Source organism: Streptomyces sp. NPDC059255 (assembly GCF_042752355.1).
GTDB lineage: Bacteria > Actinomycetota > Actinomycetes > Streptomycetales > Streptomycetaceae > Streptomyces.
Map to the genome: position 1 here is coordinate 1 of NZ_JBHYZP010000070.1, position 18,564 is coordinate 18,564.

The 18,564-nt window shown below is 67.5% G+C and carries 16 protein-coding genes and 1 pseudogene; 8 read left to right on the top strand and 9 right to left on the bottom strand.

The window, feature by feature from the left end:
* Positions 1 to 104: 104 nt before the first annotated feature.
* Positions 105 to 260: pseudogene (locus ACFXKG_RS40235) on the bottom strand (IS5/IS1182 family transposase); the annotation flags it as partial.
* 85 nt (positions 261 to 345) lie between these two features.
* Between ACFXKG_RS40235 and ACFXKG_RS40240 the strand changes: the two are divergent.
* Together ACFXKG_RS40240 and ACFXKG_RS40245 are read left to right on the top strand one after the other, a co-directional pair.
* A complete protein-coding gene (locus tag ACFXKG_RS40240) occupies positions 346 to 798 on the top strand; it encodes a hypothetical protein (protein ID WP_384850276.1) in 453 nt (150 codons plus the stop codon).
* A gap of 60 nt (positions 799 to 858) precedes the next feature.
* Positions 859 to 1,158, top strand: coding sequence for a hypothetical protein (locus tag ACFXKG_RS40245; protein ID WP_384850279.1), 300 nt, complete (start codon positions 859 to 861; stop codon positions 1,156 to 1,158).
* Between the two features lie 84 nt (positions 1,159 to 1,242).
* Here ACFXKG_RS40245 and ACFXKG_RS40250 read toward each other — a convergent pair whose 3' ends face one another.
* Both ACFXKG_RS40250 and ACFXKG_RS40255 read right to left on the bottom strand, forming a co-directional pair.
* Complete coding sequence (locus tag ACFXKG_RS40250; RefSeq protein ID WP_384850314.1) at positions 1,243 to 1,734, bottom strand: transposase family protein; 492 nt, start codon at positions 1,732 to 1,734, stop codon at positions 1,243 to 1,245.
* 30 nt (positions 1,735 to 1,764) lie between these two features.
* The gene (locus tag ACFXKG_RS40255; protein WP_384850282.1) at positions 1,765 to 2,076 is read right to left on the bottom strand and encodes a hypothetical protein; all 312 of its coding nucleotides are present in this window, start codon (positions 2,074 to 2,076) and stop codon (positions 1,765 to 1,767) included.
* Positions 2,077 to 2,226: 150 nt separating this feature from the next.
* Here ACFXKG_RS40255 and ACFXKG_RS40260 point away from each other — a divergent pair, with 150 nt between their 5' ends.
* Positions 2,227 to 3,282 (top strand): protein kinase family protein, encoded by a 1,056-nt coding sequence (locus ACFXKG_RS40260; protein ID WP_384850284.1) that lies wholly within the window; start codon positions 2,227 to 2,229, stop codon positions 3,280 to 3,282.
* Positions 3,283 to 3,296: 14 nt separating this feature from the next.
* Here ACFXKG_RS40260 and ACFXKG_RS40265 read toward each other — a convergent pair whose 3' ends face one another.
* Complete coding sequence (locus tag ACFXKG_RS40265; protein WP_384850287.1) at positions 3,297 to 3,749, bottom strand: hypothetical protein; 453 nt, start codon at positions 3,747 to 3,749, stop codon at positions 3,297 to 3,299.
* Between the two features lie 163 nt (positions 3,750 to 3,912).
* Positions 3,913 to 4,251 carry a transposase family protein gene (locus tag ACFXKG_RS40270; RefSeq protein ID WP_384850290.1) on the bottom strand — a complete coding sequence of 113 codons (339 nt, stop codon included), beginning with the start codon at positions 4,249 to 4,251 and terminating at the stop codon, positions 3,913 to 3,915.
* Between the two features lie 209 nt (positions 4,252 to 4,460).
* Here ACFXKG_RS40270 and ACFXKG_RS40275 point away from each other — a divergent pair, with 209 nt between their 5' ends.
* Complete coding sequence (locus tag ACFXKG_RS40275; RefSeq protein WP_384850317.1) at positions 4,461 to 6,044, top strand: ISL3 family transposase; 1,584 nt, start codon at positions 4,461 to 4,463, stop codon at positions 6,042 to 6,044.
* A gap of 209 nt (positions 6,045 to 6,253) precedes the next feature.
* On the opposite strand, the gene ACFXKG_RS40280 is transcribed toward ACFXKG_RS40275, so the two are convergent.
* The 4 genes from ACFXKG_RS40280 to ACFXKG_RS40295 all read right to left on the bottom strand — a co-directional run bounded on the left by ACFXKG_RS40280 (position 6,254) and on the right by ACFXKG_RS40295 (position 10,888).
* Positions 6,254 to 7,627: an FAD-dependent oxidoreductase gene (locus ACFXKG_RS40280; RefSeq protein WP_384850293.1), complete on the bottom strand. Its 1,374-nt coding sequence runs from the start codon at positions 7,625 to 7,627 to the stop codon at positions 6,254 to 6,256.
* A 14-nt stretch (positions 7,628 to 7,641) separates the two neighbouring features.
* The gene (locus ACFXKG_RS40285) at positions 7,642 to 8,457 is read right to left on the bottom strand and encodes an enoyl-CoA hydratase/isomerase family protein (protein ID WP_384850295.1); all 816 of its coding nucleotides are present in this window, start codon (positions 8,455 to 8,457) and stop codon (positions 7,642 to 7,644) included.
* Positions 8,444 to 9,622 (bottom strand): CaiB/BaiF CoA transferase family protein, encoded by a 1,179-nt coding sequence (locus tag ACFXKG_RS40290; RefSeq protein ID WP_384850298.1) that lies wholly within the window; start codon positions 9,620 to 9,622, stop codon positions 8,444 to 8,446. The genes ACFXKG_RS40285 and ACFXKG_RS40290 overlap by 14 nt, the downstream gene beginning before the upstream one ends.
* 255 nt (positions 9,623 to 9,877) lie before the next feature.
* Complete coding sequence (locus ACFXKG_RS40295) at positions 9,878 to 10,888, bottom strand: LacI family DNA-binding transcriptional regulator (RefSeq protein ID WP_384850300.1); 1,011 nt, start codon at positions 10,886 to 10,888, stop codon at positions 9,878 to 9,880.
* Positions 10,889 to 11,095: 207 nt separating this feature from the next.
* Between ACFXKG_RS40295 and ACFXKG_RS40300 the strand changes: the two genes are divergently transcribed.
* The 4 genes from ACFXKG_RS40300 to ACFXKG_RS40315 all read left to right on the top strand — a co-directional run bounded on the left by ACFXKG_RS40300 (position 11,096) and on the right by ACFXKG_RS40315 (position 18,419).
* Positions 11,096 to 12,190 (top strand): dihydrodipicolinate synthase family protein, encoded by a 1,095-nt coding sequence (locus ACFXKG_RS40300; RefSeq protein WP_384850303.1) that lies wholly within the window; start codon positions 11,096 to 11,098, stop codon positions 12,188 to 12,190.
* A gap of 33 nt (positions 12,191 to 12,223) precedes the next feature.
* Positions 12,224 to 13,273, top strand: a complete 1,050-nt coding sequence (locus tag ACFXKG_RS40305; RefSeq protein WP_384850306.1) for an NAD-dependent epimerase/dehydratase family protein — start codon at positions 12,224 to 12,226, stop codon at positions 13,271 to 13,273.
* Positions 13,274 to 13,332: 59 nt separating this feature from the next.
* On the top strand, positions 13,333 to 14,724 hold the full coding sequence (locus ACFXKG_RS40310) for an MFS transporter (RefSeq protein ID WP_384850308.1): 1,392 nt from the start codon (positions 13,333 to 13,335) through the stop codon (positions 14,722 to 14,724).
* 713 nt (positions 14,725 to 15,437) lie between these two features.
* Positions 15,438 to 18,419 (top strand): SpoIIE family protein phosphatase, encoded by a 2,982-nt coding sequence (locus ACFXKG_RS40315; protein ID WP_384850311.1) that lies wholly within the window; start codon positions 15,438 to 15,440, stop codon positions 18,417 to 18,419.
* Positions 18,420 to 18,564: the final 145 nt, after the last annotated feature.

The window sequence follows — 18,564 nt, forward strand, 5'->3', positions numbered from 1 at the left end:
CCGACCCCAGGCCCTACATCTGGACCAAGACCGCGGACGAGATCCTCGAACGCCTCGCTTCATATCTGAACAGAATTCCTGACTCAGAAGACTAGGGTCCGTCTTCAAACGGATCTTGCCCACAGCAGGAGCGACGCGAGTGTGACCGCTGCTTCGTATGAAGTGGCGGTCTTGTCGTATCTGGTGGCGATTCCGCGGAAGCCTTTGAGTCGGTTGAAGCAGCGCTCGACGTTGTTGCGTTGACGGTAGATCTTCCGGTCGAAGCCTGTGACTGGTCGAGACAGAGGTCACGGGACCGCGATGTCAGCCACCCATGTCAGTAAGGCTGGCTGCCATCATGCTCGGATGGCCCACGACATAGTGTTCTTCCTTGCCCCCGACGACGAAGCTGCAGCTGTGGCGCGCCTGCGGGGACCTGGTGCAGCCTTTCAGTCTGCCACCTGCTGTTTCATTGAGCCGGACAGCGCCATCGCCGAGTGGGACATGTACTTCCAGGAGCCTTCGGCCGAGGCCCCATCGGTCGATCAGCTGCTTGGGTGGGCGTGGCCAGAGTGGGTCACCGCCCCCTTGAATGATGGCGTTGAGGTGTTCGCTCTGCCGAAGCGTCTGACCCGAGCACTGGCCAACGCGAGCTCCGCCGAACTCGAAGAACTCGCAGGCCGCTGGACCACGCGCCTCCGATCCGAGGACGGAGACGACATGACCGACGATGACCTGCTGGCAGTCCTGCAAGGCGTTGCCCGCCTCGCAGCGTCTGCGGTGAATACGGGTGACGGCCTCTACAGCTGGAGCTTCTGACCGTCCCTCCGCGAGGGACGCTCGTTCTTGACGCCGCTGCACGCCAGGAGTTCGGTCCCGGTGGCGTCGAAGTACAGGGTGAAGAACCAAGACCGGTTTGCTGCGACGATGTTGCCGGTACGCAGTTGCTCATCGCTGGTGCCGAGCGCGGAGGATCTCAACGGTCTCGTCAAGGCCGACGGTCGTCAGGCCGATCTTCAACGACCGCCTCAGCCTTGTCGCAGCGATGCCAAGGACCATCCACTGTGGCGGCTGTCCGTCGTAGAGCATGACCTCGCCTCCAGCGGCGATGGCGTCGCGCGCTGCCTTGCAGGCACTGGTCTGGTCTTTGAGCATCGCAGTGAGCCACCGCCAACCTGAAGAAGCAGGTCAGAGGTCTGGTGTGACTGGTCCTCGGCATACTCTCGCTGGTCGTGGGTGGCAGTCTGCGGCGTAGATCGTCTGTCAGCGGTTGACTTCGAGGTTCGTCAGCACGAGCAGCGCCCTCAGGAGGTGGGTGGCACGGGCAGGATCGGTACGGAGTTTGGTGAGGACCTGCCAGTTCTTCAGGTGGGCGAATCCGTGTTCGACCGGTGCGCGTCCCGTGGCGAGGACCTGATTGGCGTTCTTCTGGCCGGGAGTGAGCTTGTGGGTGCGGCTGGCCATGAAGCCAGTGACGATCACAGGGTCGAGCACGTCGTTGTCCAGCCCGCGGAATCCGAGGTCCGCGAGGGCAGCGAGGCCGGCGGCTCGCAGGTAGGCCACGACGTGGTCGTGGCGGGCGGCGGTGATGTCGTGAGTGCGGCCGGGGCGGGCGGCGGATATCCAGATCAGGCGGCCTCTCTCGTCGGTCAGGGCGAGGAAGTGCAGGCCGTGGTTTCGGTGTTTGCCGGAGTAGTTCCGCCGGTCTGCCTTGCCGGTGCGACGCTGGGTGCGGATGAGGGTGCCGTCGATCAGGACAACCTCCCCGCCCCGTTTAACGACCTTCTACAGGGCGCGGTCCAGTCGTGGGGCCTGTGCTGCGAGCAGAGTGATCAGTTCGTCGCGCCAGCGGCGGACGGTTGACTCGGACACGTCGTTGCCGCCGGCCATGTCGGCCAAGCGCTGGTCGTGCCGCAGCACGGCTAAGACGATCACCGCGATCCTTCCGGGCGGCAGGATCCGCCACCTGGACCGGATCACCTTCAGATGGCGTCGCAGTAGTCCGGCGAGGTGGCTGACGGTGCGCGTGGACAGCGGTAAACGGCACTGGTAAGTGAGTGCGCAGGATTTGTCGGCAGGCTCTTCGGCTTTCGTCACACAGCCTCAACGGCATCCGGAGGGCCCCAGTTACGCCGCATCTCGCCGGCCCCGACGTGGGAGAGTGACCTTTGGCCGTGTCCCGGTGTCTGCTGAAGCCGTTGAACAAGAGGCGGGGCACGATTGGAGGCGTGAGTGAAGGGCCCTGATATGTCCCGCGATGCTCGTCTGGCCGCCCACGGCGCCGTTTCCACATCGCTGGCGCTGCGCAGTGACCACAGTCTGCGCGAGTTCGTCGATGCCGGCGCACCGCTGGGGTTGGGCATCGGCGGGAAGACGGTCCTGCTGGAGGTCGAGGGAAGCCAGGTCTTCGTCAAGCAGGTACGGCTGACCGATCTGGAGCGACGGCCGGAGCATGTTCACTCCACCGCGAATCTGTTCGGACTCCCGGCCTTCTGTCACTACGGCATCGGTACCATCGGCGCCCCGGGGTTGGGGGCCTGGCGGGAGCTGTCCGCGCACACCATGACGACGAACTGGGTGATCGCCGGAGACTACGAGGGCTTTCCCCTGATGTACCACTGGCGGGTGATCTCAGACTCTGGCCAGCCGCTTCCCGAGGAACTGGCCGATGTGGATCGAGCTGTCGCCTACTGGGGAGGCGGACCAGCGGTACGCCGAAGGATCAAAGCTCTCCAGCAGTCCACGGCAAGCCTCGTGCTGTTCCTGGAGTACATCCCGCAGAACCTGCACGACTGGCTGGGCGTCCAGATCGGGGCCGGCGACGAGGCGGCCGAGCGGGCCTGCGCTATGGTCGACGACGAGCTGAAAGCCGGAATCGCGTTCATGAACGACCGCGGGCTTCTGCACTTCGACGCCCACTTCGAGAACATCCTCACCGACGGCCGACAGCTCTTCTTCACCGACTACGGCCTCGCGATCTCCTCACGCTTCGACCTCACACGGGACGAAGCCGACTTCTTCGACCAGCACCGCACCTACGACCAGTGCTACGCCGTCACCCACCTGGTGAACTGGCTGGCCGTCGCTCTCTACGGGTACACACCGGATGAGCGCAAGGCGTTTGTGAATACGTGCGCCCAAGGGATGCCCCTGCAGGGGGTTCCCGCGTCGATCGCGTCGCTCCTTGTCCGTTACGCACCGGTCGCCGCGGTGATGGGCAACTTCTATCGCGAGTTTCAGCAGGAGAGCCGAACAGCTCCCCATCCGCTGGCAACGATCTGTCGGATGGAGCGAAGTACGTGATCACCTGCACCCGGTCACAGACGGGTGGTGAACCGGCCGTCGGGTAGCTTCCGCAGCCAGCCGCGGTCGACGAGTCTGACCAGCTTCCCGCGCAGCGGTTCCAGCTTGGCCCGGACGCTGACGTCCACTCCCAGCAACTCGCCGACCTGCCGAGCCATGACCGGTCCCGCGGCCTGCCGCACGGTGGCGAGAATGCGCTGGTAGTCCGGCGGGAGCAGGCTCTCCTCCACATCGGAGGTGCGGTGGGGGATCAGCATGATCGCCCGTCCGCCCACCTGCGCGGGCAGCGGCGAGGTTGAGACGCGCTCATGAGCGATCTGTTCGCTCACCCGCTCAAGGACCCGTTCGGCGACAGCGAGTTCGTCTCGCTCGGCCCGTACCTTCGTCAGCTGCTTGGCCAGCCGTTCTTCGAGTTGGTCCAGTTCCGCGCGTCGCGCGGTGATCCGTTCCAGCAGCTCGGGATCCATGCACGGATCGTAAATGGCCGCCTGCCCCCAGCGAGCAGAAACCAGCGAAACGTCCGGCTCCGTCAGATGATCTACTCCGCAGACAGCCGCCCACGACCAGCGTGAGCACTTCGAGAGCCGGTCACACCAGATCGCTGACCTGCGACTTCAAGTTGGCAGAGGCTCACTGCCCCCTCAGTATCGGGGTGTACCGGGCGTGCGGGCCGGTCAGCCCCGGTATCTGCTCCGCGAACGTCACCGCCGGGCAGCCGGCAGCCAGGCACTTGAAGCGCCGTATGAGCAATACGATCACCACCGGAACACCACCCAACGGAGCGTCCGCCAGGCGCCGTTCGTACCGTGCGTGCACTCGTCTGGAACGCTCCTCGCAGTGCGGGCACCGCGCCGACGACGTACGCGAGCGCGTACGTAACACGACACCTTCCACTGACCACTGCACCGACTCAATCACGACGGCCGACAGATGCGGCAGAACCTGCTGTAACCCATCTGAACTACACACCCGTACAAACGATCAACCAAGCGCCCCGTCACAAGATCAGCGACAGAGCCCATTCCTCCGTACGAAGTGGTGCACGTTCACGGCTCTGGCAAGATTTTCGTAGCCGGAGATCATCTCGGTGGTGCGGTAGGCCGGTCCGCATAGCGGGCAGCCTGTGACTGTGCTCTGATGAACTGGCCAGTTTGTTACCGCAGTTGTCTGATGTGCTGGTGGTCTCGGTCGAGGTCTCCGATGCTGTGGTAGCGGTCCGCGCCCGCACCAGATCCGGTGAGTCGGCGGGGTGTACGGGATGCGGACAGCTCAGTGCGTGGTCCCATAGTCGGTATGTACGGAGCCTCGCCGACGTCACGATCGCAGGCCGGCCTCTGCGCATCGACTTGTCCGTACGCCGCCTGTACTGCGAGAACGCGTCCTGTGCGAAGGTGACCTTCGCCGAACAGGTACCGGGGCTGACCGTGCGCTACCAGCGCCGGACGCCGCCGCTGCAGCGCCTGGTGGAGGACGTCGGTGTGGTGCTGGCCGGCCGGGGCGGTTCCCGGATGCTTCGGATCTTGAACATCAGGCTCTCGCGGTGCACCGTCCTGTCCCAGCTGATGCGGGTGCCATTCCCGCCACTGGTCGCGCCCCGGGTGCTGGGGGTGGACGATTTCGCGCTCTACGGCGACACCTACGGAACGCTCCTGGTCGACGCCACCACCCGGCTCCCGCTCACACTCTGGGAAGGACGCGACGCGGAACGGCTCGGCCGGTGGCTCCGTGAGCACCCGGGCGTTGAGGTCGCCTGCCGCGACGGCTCCCTCACCTACAGACAGGGCATCACCTCCGGCGCCCCGGATGCTGTCCAGGTCAGCGACCGCTTTCACCTGTGGCAGGGCCTCTCCCGCCGAGTTCAGGACATCGCCTCCGCCCACCGCGGATGCCTGCCCGCCGCACTGGCCCCGATCGGCGAGACCGATCCCCCACCGGCTGAGGAACCCGTTGAGAACACCGTCGCGGACACGCAAGCCGGGCGCCACGCCCGAAGGCTGTTCGAGGCCGTGCAGGCCCTGACGCGTTCTGGTCGGAGCCACAGTTCTGTGGCCCGGGAGCTCGGCTTGAACCGCCGTACCGTCAGCAAGTACGCCCGGGCCCACACCTGGCAGGAGGTAGTGCGCCGCCGCCCGCCCCGCAAGCCCTCCACCCTGGACCCCTACCTCGGCTACCTGCAACAACGCTGGGACGAGGGACAGCACAGCGCCAGGATCCTGCACGAGGAACTGCAGACCAAGGGCTACCTCGGCCACTACCAGCGCGTGAAAATGGCCGTCGCGCCTCTGCGGCGGGGTCTGCCCGTGGACGAACCACACGAGCGACCGCCCTCCCCGCGCGAAGCCGCTCGCTGGATCACCAACCACCCGCACCGCCGCAGCCCGCACATCAACGACCGCCTGCCCCGGCTTCTCGACCAGTGTCCTGAACTCAGAACCGCCCACGACATCGTCCGCCGATTCGCCGCCATGCTCGACAACCATGACGCGACATCCTTGCCAGAGTGGTTGGACGACCTCGCGAAGACCGGGCTAGCTCCGCTGACCGGCCTTGCCGGAGCCCTGCGCGAAGACCGAGATGCCGTCGCCCACGGGATCACCACCCCTTACAACTCCGGGGTCAACGAAGGCCGTATCACCGACGTCAAGCTGCAGAAACGCCTCATGGCCGGACGCGCCGGCGTCTCCCTTCTCCGCCACCGCGTCGTCCTGATCGCCCACCTTCGCCGACGCTATGCAGACCGGCCCACCGCACCACCGAGATGATCTCCGGCTACGAAAATCTTGCCAGAGCCACGTTCACTTGTACGCCGACAAGGGGCTGCAGTACTTCTGCGCATCCCGGTTTCACCTCGCCGTCTGGGCCCGCCGGACAGCAGCGGGCAATCGACGGGTGGAAGGGACTGGCCCAGTGAGGTGGAGCCTCCGCCTGGTGGCCGCCTACCTCCGTATCTGGAAAGCCGGCGAACTTCGGTTCACAGAGCGCTTCCGCTGGCGCGCATGCGCTGGCGGACGAGTGTGCCGTCGACGGCACGGTAGCCGATGTCGTGTTCGAGGGAGAGGAGGGTGGCGACTGCGGCGGCATGGCCGTATTCGAAGCACTGTGCCGTGACTCGGGCCGAGGCCAGGGCTTCGTGCTCGGCGGACAGGCAGCGGCCGGCCACGATGATGTCCTCGCCGACGGCGGGGACGAGGGCGGTGTAAGGGACTTCGTAGTAGTCGTCGATCAGCCAGTGGAGCCTGGGGCGGTCACCGGTGTGGAGTTCGATCGGCCACGGGGAGCGGACTACGCCGTCGGGGCGCTTGCGGCAGGCGACGACATCGTCGTTGGTGAGGGTCTCGACCCCGACGATGCTACGGGTTTGCCGGATCCCCGCTTCGGTGCCCGTGTCGACGACATAGGCGTCTTCGCAACCGGGGACGTGCCGGCGCAGGAACCGGGCGTACTCGCGGACCTGGCGGCGACCGGCGGTTTCTGCCGTGGTGAAGTCCTCGGGGTCGACCACGTTGAGCATGCGGCCGTCGGCGGCGGTGAGCCGGGTCGCGTTGACGAGGAGTTCGGCAGGCCGGGTCGTGCGGAAGATCCAGATGTGGGAGCGGGGCAGGTCCAGGCCCTCTCGCCGTGCGGCCTCGATGGCGGCGCCGACCTTGGGAGGGCAGATCGTGTCCTCACCGTAGTAGTCCAGATAGCGCGCCATGTCGATGTTGGCGGCCCTGAAGAACATAGTGGGGTTCTGGATCGTGCCGTCGTCGCCGAAGTAGGTGGCCAGTCCGGCGCGGGCGACGACCGCCGCGTCGCCGGAGGCGTCGATGGTGCGGGACGCACGGATTACCGACCGGCCGGCGGTGGATTCCAGAACGACGCCTCGGTGGCGATCTCCGTCCAGGAGGACGCCGACGACGGCGGTGTGCAGCAGGACGCGCACACCGGCCGCGGCGAGCAGGTCGTCGGCGGCCTCCTTCCACATCAGGGGATCGTGGGCTTCGGTGTACGTCTTGCCGTATTTCTGCGGGGCGGTGAGTCCGCCACGTGTGAGCAGTTCGGAGCGGAAGCGACCGGTGAAGCCCTCGACGATCCGCTCTGACGGGTTTCCGTTCTCGCGCGCGAGGTAGGAGCCGCAGATGGTGCCGGACATGCCGGCGACGGCGGCCCCGCCGCAGAAGCCGTATTTCTCGACGAGCACCACGGTTCGGCCGGCTTCGGCGGCGACGGTCGCGGCGGCGACCCCGGCCGCACCGCCGCCCACCACGACTACGTCGACGTCCGCGAGGACCGGGAGGCCGTCGGCGTCGTCGGCGCCGGTACCCAGGCGCCAACAGGGGAACTCTCGCTCACGGTGTCCCGTCATCGGTACTTCCTCGCTCATGAGACGTCTCGGTGGGTGAAGCGTGCGGGGCGCTTCTCGACGAAGGCGGCGATGCCTTCACGGCCGTCGGCGGAGTCGAACAGGGCGATCAGCCGCTCCCGTTCGCTGAGGAATCCCGGCCCCGACGACCCGGCACCCGCGCCGGGGACGGCCGCGGTGACGGCCTCGCGGATCGCCGCGACGGCCCCTGGCGCCTGCCCCGCGAGAGTGGTGGCGACCTGCCGGGCGAGGCGGAGCAGATCGTCGCGGTCGCAGGTGTGGGTGACGATCCCGAGGTCCTTGGCCGTCGCGGCGTCGAGCCTGCCCCCGGACATGATGATCCATTTGGCCCGGTTCGGACCGACATGCCAGGTCAGGCGTTGGGTGCCACCCCAGCCGGGCAGCAGCCCGAGGGAGACTTCGGGCAGCCCGAAGCGGGCGTCGTCCGCGGCCACGACGATGTCGCAGCTCAGGACGAGCTCGAATCCACCGCCGAGGGCCAGCCCCTTCACGGCGGCCACCACGGGGACGGGTGAGGTCGCGATACGGTCGCACAGGGCGTTGCAGCGTTCGGTGAAGGCGATGAACTGCTCGCGGTTGGCCTGGGCGTAGAAGCCGATGTCCGCTCCGGCCGCAAATGCCTTCCCCGACCCGGTCAGCACGATCGTGTGGATCTCCGGGTCGGCGCCGAGTCTGGCGAACGCGGTGTCGAGGCACTCGACGATCTCCTCGTTGATCGCATTGTATTTGGTCGGCCGGTTGATCGTGACGGTCGCGACCCGGCCCGCGCGCTCGACGAGGACGAGATCGGTGCCGAGTTCAGGAGTGGTCATGGACGGCGCCTCCTTCGAGCAGTGCGCCGATCTCTTCGGCCGAGTAGCCGAGTTCGCCGAGAACTTCCCCGGTGTGCTCCCCCAGTGCGGGGGGTACGCGCCGTATCCCCGGGCGCTCTCCGCCGTAGCGGATGGGATGGGCCAGGACTTTCACCTCACCGATCTGCGGGTGATCGAACCGCATGACGGTCTCGTTGTGGAGGACCTGCGGGTCGGACAGGACATCGTCGAAGTCGTTGACGGGCGCGTGCCAGATCCGGAACTCGCTGAACCGCTCGGTCCAGTACCGGGTGGGATGTTCCGAGATCAGGCCGGCGATCCGGGTGTTGATCTCCTCGCGCAGCCCGTACTCCTGGTCCGGTTCGATGCTGCGGAACCAGGGTTCCTCCAGCACCTTGCTCAGGGCGTCGGTGCTGGTCAGGGAGATGGTGATGTGCCCGTCGGCGGTGGCGAACACACCGTACGGAGCCTTGTAGTAGGGCGAGGAGATCCCAGACGCACTGCGCTCGCCACGGAACCCGTTGAGGTGGTACGAGAGCGGCTCGATCTGCAGATCGAGCGCGGCGCTGAGAAGGTTGCTCTCGACCCGGGTCCCCTCGCCGGTCCGCTCGCGCCCGTGCAGTGCGGCCAGTATGCCGAGTGCGCCGAGGACCGCGCCGTGCTGGTCGACGAGGGACGCCCCGACCGGGGTCGGCGGACCAGTGGCCGGACCGGTTCCGGCCGCGAGCCCGGACAGCGACTGGATGAGTACGTCCTGGCCCGGGCGGTCCTTGTACGGGCCGTCGGAACCGTAGCCGGACAGGGAGCAGTAGACCAGCCGCGGGTTGGTGGCGCGGAGTTCGTCGTAGCCCAGGCCCAGTCGGCCCATCACGTCCGGTCGGAAGCTCTCGATCAGCACGTCGGCCCCGTCGATCAGCCGGCGCAGGGCCGCCTTGCCGTCGTCGTGCTTCAGGTCGACCACGATGCTGCGCACGTTGCGGTTGCCGAGCAGGAAGAACACCGAGACGCCCTCGACGTAGGCGTCAGGGCCGGACCAGTTGCGTTCGAAGGCGCCCTGGGGTGGTTCGATCTTGATGACGTCGGCGCCCAGGTCGGCGAGGATCTGGGTGGCCGACGGTCCTTGCAGGAAGTGCGTGAAACTCACGACTTTGATCCCGGAAAGCATGTCTCGTCCTCGTTGTGTGCGAGGAGCCGCCGCCCGCAGGCGTCTCGGACGCGGAGCGGGCGGGCTGCCGCTGTGCGCGGCGTCGAGGCCCGGTCTGGCGCAGGGGCAGCTGCGATCGGGCCTCCGTGGCCCCGAACGGAAGGTGACGGTTCGGGAACGAGTGAGGAGCGCCACCAAGGCGCGTTGAGAAGATAGGCGGCGGCGCGCCCTTCGGTCAAGGGCCGGCCGGCGCCGGCTCCGCCGGGGCTCCGGCGCTCAGCGCAGGGCTTGGGTGGAACCGCGCACGATCAGTTCCGGCGCGGGCTCGGCGACCACGGCGTCACTGAGCGGTTTGCCTGCGAGATGGTCGAGCAGCATGGAGCATCCCTTCCGGCCGAGTGCGCGCAACGGCATCCTGACCGTGGTCAGCCCCGGGTTCCATGTCTCGGCGACCCAGGTGTCGTTGATGGCCACGACGGAGAGGTCCTCGGGGACGCGTACCCTCATCCGGCTCAGCGCCGAGAGTGCGCCGATCGCGGCGTTCACACTTGAGACGACGAGGCCCGTCGGGCGGGGACGAGCCTGCATCAGCCGCCCGGCCGCCTCCGCCCCGCCCGGGGCCTCCCAGCCGGACCGCTGTATCCATGGTCGTCGCACCTTGAGGTCCGCGCCGCTCATCGCGTCGCAGAAGCCCTGGTGGCGACGGGCAGCCGTGTCATGGGTGGCAACACCGGCGAGATGCCCGATGCGCTCGTGGCCGAGTTCGATCAGGTGGCGGGTGGCCAGAGCGGCCCCGGCGACGTCGTCGAGCACGACCGACGCGGCCCGGTCGGGGAGCTTCGAGTTGATCAGGACGGCCGGGACCCCGCTGGTGAGCACCGCGTCGAGCATTCGGTCGTCGAAGTCCTCGCGACGCTGCAGCAGCACCCCGTCGACGCGGCCGGCCCCGACCAGCTCACGCAGCTGCTCGGTGCCGGCCGGCGGCGGGTCGATCTGGCTGAGCAGTACGGACATCCCGGCCTCGCGGGCCCGGTCCTGGACACCGGCCAGCATCTCGGCGAAGACGGCGTTGTTGACATCTGGCACGATCAGGCCGACCGCGCCCGATTTCGCGAACCGCAACGCCCGTGAACGATGGTTCGGGACGTACTGGAGCCGCTCCGCGGCCAGCCGGACCCGCTCGCGAGTAGCCTCGCTGATACGGGCCTGTTTGTCGCCCGTCAGGGCCCGGGACGCCACTGATTTGGAGACCCCGGCGGCTTCGGCCACTTCTTGCAGTGATGCCATGACGCTGAGTTTAAAGCAATCACGACAGCTGCGAGCAACCGGTTGCTCAGAGATGAACAACCGGTTGTGCATCTTTCTGGCGCGTGCTTCACTGCGTTCCGGGTTCGAGTGAGCACCCACCCAGTCGATGAGCCGACCCCGGTCGTGCGGGCAGCCGACACGGGGCGAGGATCCTTCACGGGCTCGCTGTTCAGGAGGTCAACGACGATGCCGGAAAACCATGCGGTACTACCCCCCTCGATCGGAGAACTCATCCGGCGGGGCACAGTGATCCCCGCCCACCCCCTCGCCCTTGACGAGGCCGGCCGGCTCGACGCGGTCCACCAGCGCGCGATCAGCCGGTACTACCTCGACGCGGGCGCCGGGGGCCTTGCCGTCGGCGTGCACACCACACAGTTCGCCATCCGAGAGAACGGCCTCTACGAACCCGTTCTCCGGCTGGCCGCGGAGACGGCACGGGAGTGGACCGACCGCCCCGTCGCCCTGGTCGCCGGGGTCACCGGCCGCACGCCCCAGGCCCTCGACGAGGCAGCGACCGCGCGGGGACTCGGGTACCACGCCGCCCTGCTCAACGTCGCCGCGTTCCGCGACACCCCCGAGGCGGACGTGCTCGACCACTGCCGTCGGATCGCCGAGGTGATGCCGCTGATCGGCTTCTCCCTGTTGCCCGAGGTCGGTGGGTTCCACCTCAGCTACGACTTCTGGCGGGCGTTCGCCGAGATCGACAGCGTCGTGGCGATCAAGATGGCCCCGTTCGACCGCTACCGCACCCTCGACATCATCCGCGCGGTGGCCGATGCCGGTGCCACCGACCGCATCGCCCTCTACACCGGCAACGACGATCACATCGTGCTCGACCTCGTGGTCCCCTTCACGGTCCGACGGGAAGACGGCGCGGAGGACACCCTCCGGATCCGTGGTGGCCTGCTCGGGCACTGGAGTGTGTGGACACGGCGCGCGGTCGAGCTGCTCGACCGCGTCCAGGCACTCCCCGACGGCGGCGCGGTCCCGGCGGACCTGCTGGCGCTCGACGCCCGGGTCACCGACTCCAACGGCGCCGTCTACGACGCCCGCAACGCCTTCCGCGGATGCATCCCCGGCTGCCTCGAGATCCTGCACGGGCAGGGCCTCGTCACCGGAACCCGCTGCCTCGACCCCGACGAGCGGCTCAGCCCCGGTCAGGCGGCGGAGATCGACCGCGTGCGGCGTGTGCATCCGGACCTGACCGACGACGCCTTCGTCGAGGCGAACCTCAAGCGCTGGCTCGCCGACGACGGTCTCTCGATCGAACTCGTCGCCTGACCGGAAACCCCTACCCCGCACGTGGAGACAGTCATGCCCGCAAGTCCCGTCCTGCACCTGTCGATGCTCCCCGAGTACTTCACCGACGTCGACCACCTCGAGGACTTCATGTCCACCCCCACCGCCGAGACCGTGGCCGATCTCCAGGCCCTGGACGGCGATATCGCCATCCTCGGGGTCGCCGGGAAGATGGGGATCACACTCGCCCGTCTCATCAAGCGCGCGGTGCCGCACAAGCGGGTCCTCGGGGTCGCCCGGTTCTCCGACCCGGCCGCCCGGGAACGGCTGGAGCGCTGGGGCGTCGAAACCATTTCTTGTGACCTCCTCGACCGGGAATCGGTCCTCGCGCTGCCCAGGTTCCCGAACGTCATCTACATGGCCGGCCTCAAGTTCGACGCCGCTGGCCGCGAAGACTTCCTGTGGGCGATGAACACGCTCGCGCCCGCTCACGTAGCCGAAGCCTTCGCCGACTCGCGGATCGTCGCGCTCTCGACGATCCACGTCTATCCCTGGAGCAACCCCCTGCACGGCGGCGTCACCGAGGCCACCCCGCCCCTGGCCCGGCCCGGCGAGTACGCCAACTCCGTCGTCGGCCGCGAGCGTACGTTCCAGTACTTCTCCCGCCTCCACGGCACACCCGGCAGGCTCGTCCGGTTCGCCTACGCGATCGACATGCGGTACGGGGTGCTGCAGGAGATCTCCCGCTGGGTGCTCGACGGGGTCGAGATTCCCCTGGAGACAGGGGCGGTCAACATCATGTGGCAGGGCGACGCGATCAACCAGTTCGCCCGGCTCCTGCAGCACTGCGAGGCCCCCAGCAGCCCGATCAACATCGGCAACCCCGAGTTGACCAGCGTCCGGCGGATCGCCACGGCCTTCGGCGAAATCTTCGGCATCGAGCCGCGCTTCACCGGTACGGAGACCGACTGTCTGGCGGTGAACTGCGACAGGGCCGCCGAACTCCTCGGCAACCCCGTCATACCGCTGAACACCATGATCAAGTGGGTTGCCGAGTGGTCCAAGGCCGACAAGCCGCTCCACGGCAAGCCGAGCAAGTTCGAGGTACGCACCGGCCGCTTCTAGGCGCTCCCTCACGGCAGGTCCGACACATCCCCTCAACGTCGAGTCTCGTGGAGACGACCATGTCCGACACAGCGGAAACCCTGCCGCGGAGAAGTTCCCCCGCGGCGGGATCCATCACCGACATCACCAACCGTATGGAACGCCTGCCGCTCTCACGCTGGCAGGTCAAGGCGCGGGTCCTCATCGGCACCGCCACCTTCTTCGACGCATTCGACGCACTGGCCATCGCCCAAGTACTGCCCGTGCTGACCCCGTTGTGGAATCTCAACAGCGCTCAAACCGGCGCGCTCATCTCCGTCGGCTACCTCGGGCAGCTGGTCGGCGCGCTGCTGTTCTCCTGGATCGCGGAACGCCGCGGCCGGGTGTTCGCCATGGTGCTCGCGATCGCCACGTTCAGCGTGCTGAGCGTCGGATGCGCCTTCTCCTGGAGCTTCGAGTCACTGCTGATCTTCCGCACGCTGCAAGGCCTGGGGCTCGGCGGCCAGGTCCCCATCGCCGCCGTATTCATCAGTGAGATCACGAAGGCCCACGGCCGCGGCCGGTTCATTCTCCTCTACGAGCTGGTGTTCTCGGTCGGCGTCGTGGTCGCGGGTCTGGTCGGCTTCTGGGTCGTCCCGCACCTCGGCTGGGAATTCATGTTCGTCGTCGGGGCACTCCCGGTGCTCAGCATCCCTCTCCTCCTCAAGCAGCTTCCGGAGTCGCCACGATGGCTGGCCGGCGTCGGCCGCGAGACGGACGCAGACCGGGAAATGTCGCGCATCGAGCACAACGTCGCGAAGGCCGTGGGCTCTCCGCTGCCGCCCGCGGGCGACCTAACCGTTGCGGCCCAACGCGCCGCGTCGTCCTGGACCGAGCTTTTCCGGCCGCCCTACCTGCGACGGACGCTCGTGGTCTGGTCCATCTGGTTCGGCGCCTACATGGTGTACTACGGGATCAGCACATGGCTGCCCACGCTCTACCGGACCGTCTTCAAACTGCCACTCGAGGTGTCCTTGCAGTACGGGCTGATCAGCAACTGCATCGGCCTCGCCGGTGCCGCGCTCTGTGCCCTCACCATCGACTTCGTAGGTCGGCGCATCTGGTTCACGGTCGCCCTGGGCGGATCCGCCGTCTTCCTGTTCGCGCTCGCACTCTCCGGTGTGCACCAGCCCTCCGATCTCATGATCTTCGGCAGTGGCGCCTACTTCTTCGCCGCCGCCGCGGCCATTGGCGTCTACCTGTACACACCCGAGCTCTACCCGACCAGGATCCGCGCGATCGGGGTCGGCACCGCGACCGCTTGGCTCCGGCTCGCCTCGATGATCGGCCCGGTCGTCATCGGCACGTTCCTGGCCTACGGCCTCACAACGATCTTCGCGGTATTCGGTGCCGTCGCCCTGGTCGTCGCCGTCATCATCACCGTGTTCGCCCCGGAGACCAAGAACAAGGTCCTTGAAGAGTTGTCCTCCTGAGCCACCCGAGCCGGGGGCGGGCGAGCTGTTCGGGTGGGGCTGGGGCAAGCAATGGGTGCCGTGACGCTGCGGTGCCGGAGCGCCCACCAGGGTGTGGGACTCCACCCAAGGAGGGAACGGTCCTGCCCGCCCCAGCCCAGAACGCGTGACGGTCGGCCCGCTCGTCCGGCCGACCGTCACGAAAGACCGAGGCCGGACAGGCTGGGCTCCGAGGTGTGCCAGCTGATGTCTGCCGAACTCCTCGCCGGCGGGATACGCCCCCCTGGACGGAGCTGCTCGGGCTGGACACTGACATCGAACGCTGCGGCGCGGCCGAATTTCGGCTACCGGAGAGAGAAGTCGGCACATCGGCGCTGATCGTCGGCACGGCGCGGCAGGAGCAAGACGGCCAAGATCACTCGCTACCTCGGCCCCTGGACGCGGACGACCTGGTGCGGTTCGCGGGCACCCGGCGGCGATCGAGGAGGTTTCCAGGTGGTGAAGGAAGAGCGCGGCCTGGGCCGGTATGAGGTCCGGCGCCTTGCCGGCTGGCACCCGCACATCACCCTCGCGATGCTCGCCCACGTTTTCTCCGCAGTCATGTCCTCGCAGGCCCGCGCACAATCCTTGCAGGTCAAGGCGTGGGAGGCATTGCTGGGGTTCTCACGACGACGTCCCGGGTCAGGCCAGGGACGTCGTTGCAGCACAAAATACAGACCGATAAGCTTAATGGTGTGAACGCGCGGCTGGCTTTGCTCAGCGCAGTGCCTGCTGGTCTCCCGGAAAGCGAAGTCTTCCAGCTGGCGCTAAAGCATGCCGCAGCCGGGCTGCACGCTCTGGGTGGCATGGCCCACCGCTACAGTTCCACGTCGGGGCTGCACCTGGCATCAAATGTTGGTCTTCCTCCAGACATCCCTCGCTCCTGGGAAACGATCGCCTGGGAGAGCCCGCTGGCCCCGGCGCGTGCCCTGCGCCAAGCCACCGCCGTATGGATACCGCTGTCCCCCGCCCATGACGAGCATGAGGCCGATGCCGTCAGGCCGCTGGCCGAAGGCGAAGCTGCCTCCTGGCCGGGCGTGACCACAGGTCTGGCCGCCCTGCCGGTGTACGCCGGCGGAAGCATCATGGGCACGCTCACCGTGCTCATGGGCAACCGGAGCGAGCCTGCCCCGGAAGAATGGGACTTTCTCCGGGCCGTCGTCGTCTGGACCGGGGAAGGCATGGCCCAGACGACGAAAACGACCGCCCCCGCACCGGCGGAACCCGAAGACGAGCGGCAACCACAAACCGTGCCGGACCTCAGTGTCGGATGGTGGGACTGGAACCTTCAGACCGACGAGCTGATATGGGACGCGGCGGTCATGGAGTTCTACGGAACCAAACCGGCCGATTACACGGGCGGCATCCAGGACTGGATACAGATCCTCCACCCCGACGACCGGGGGCCGACACTGGCGGAGGCGCGGCGGGCAATCCGCGAGCACTCGGTGTACGAGGCCGCGTACCGGGTACGGCGCTTGGACGGTACGTACAGCTGGTCGCGGGCCCGAGGCAAGCCGATGTACGACGATCAGGGTGTGCCAGTGCGGATGGTCGGCGTGCGGTGGGAGACCAGCGGGTCGCCTTCCGCCCGTGACGCGCTCAGCCAGGCCCTGCGCCATATGAGCGACATCTTCCTGACGGTGGACGCCGAGTGGCGCATCATCTTCACCAATCTGGAAGCGGAACGCATGCTGGACTACTCCCAAGAGGAGCTGTTCGACCGTGTGCTGTGGGACCTGCCCGCTGTGCAGCGGATTCCGGACCTGGAGCGCCGCTGCCGTAAGGCCGCCGCTGAGGAGACACCCGCCAGCTTTGATGTAGACATGCCGGATACAGGGCGGCGCTACCAGCTACGGCTGGTCCCCGGCCCCGCCGGCCGGGCCATCTACCTGGCAGACGTCACCGAGAAGCGGCGTATACAGGAGGAACGTAAGGCGGCCGACCGTGCCGCGACCCGGCGGGCGGCCCAGATCACAGAGCTGACTGCGGCACTGGCCAAGGCGACAACCGCCAGGGACGTGGTGGCCGCAGTCGCCTGGCGGGTACTCCCTCTGTTCGCCGCAGCAGGGCTCTTGGTGCAGGTCGTCGAGGGAGACCAGCTGAACAACGTCGGAGCGGTGGGTTACCCGGACGACTATCTCGAGGAGGTGGACGGTCACTCACGGGCAGCGGGCGGGCTGGCCTGGGACACGATCACGTCCGGCACCCTTCTGTTCCTGTCGTCGGCCGACGAGTTCGCCGCGTACGCCCCGAAGACGGCCCGGCCGAGCGTCCGTACCGGTATGCAGGCCTGGGCGTTGCTTCCGCTGACGGCTTCCGGCCGCACCTTCGGGGTGTGCGTCGTGGCCTTCGCCTGTCCACGCCACTTTACCAAGGACGAACGCACCCTGCTGACCACGATCAGGGCCCTCGTCGCGCAATCTCTGGAGCGGGCCCGGCTCTACGACGCCGAGCACACCCGGTCCCGCGAGCTCCAGCGCAGCTTGCTTCCCCGGGACCTGCCCGATCTGCCCGCGTACACGGCAGCGGCCCGCTACCTTCCCGCCGGACAGGGAATGGACGTCGGCGGCGACTGGTACGACATCATCCCGCTCTCCAGCGGCCAGGTCGCCCTCGTCGTCGGCGACGTCATGGGCCATGGCCTGCCGCAGGCTGCCACCATGGGCCGCCTCCGCACCGCCGTCCATACCCTGGCCGATCTCGAACTACCGCCCGACGAGATCATGGGGCACCTCAATGACATCGTCGGTGGTATGGACGAGGACCTGTTCGTCACTTGCCTGTACGCCCTCTACGACTCGACCACCCGGATCTGCTCCGTCACGCGTGCCGGGCACCCGCCACCGGCCCTGGTACACCCCGATGGCACCGTGTGCTTCCCGGGGCCGGACGCCGATCCGCCACTGGGCGCGGCGAAACCTCCCTTCAGGTCGGTCGAGATGACGGTGCCCGACGGAAGCCTCCTCGTGCTCTACACCGACGGGCTGGTCGAGTCGGCGAAACGGGAAATCGACGAAGGGATGTCGAGCCTCGCCCGGCTTCTGCGCACGGCTCACGAGGAAGGCGTCGACGCGGACCTGGAAGCTCTGTGCGACACCCTGACCGCCGGACTGCTCTCCGGCGAACACCAGGCGGCCGACGACGCGGCGATTCTCGTCGCGCGCCTCCATGCTCTGCCCGGCGACAGGATGGCCTCCTGGTCGCTGCCCGCGGCCCCGAAGGCAGCAGGTCAGGCCCGCCGTCACGTCCGCGAACAACTTGCCTCCTGGAGCCTGAACGACCTGACACCCACCACAGAGCTCCTGGCCAGCGAACTAGTTGGCAACGTCGTACGGCACGCGAAGGGCCCGGTCCGCCTGCGCCTGCTCCACGACGACGGACTGGTCTGCGAGGTTTTCGACGGCAGCCTGACGATGCCCCGCATCCGCCATGCGACGGAGACCGATGAAGGAGGACGCGGGCTGCAATTGGTCACAGCGCTCTCCCAGCGCTGGGGGGTGCGGTACACACCGACAGGAAAGTGCATTTGGACCGAACAGATCCTGCTCGGCCCGGAGGGCAGCCTGGCCCGACCTTCCGATGCACGGAACCTCCCGTTCCTCAACGCCGAGGGTTTCGCGGGAGACCTGGATGCGCTGTCTTTCAAGGAGGGCGGTACCGGCGGAGCGGGCTGATCGAACTGGTCGAGTTCCTCGCGAGGCTTCGGGCCGGCGCGATACCACTTAGGGCTTGCAGAGAATCAACATGCTGATTTGATCTCCGCAGGGTAGTTGTTCGCGAGGAACGCCGTGATGTCAGTGGGCGTGCTGAACCTGGCTG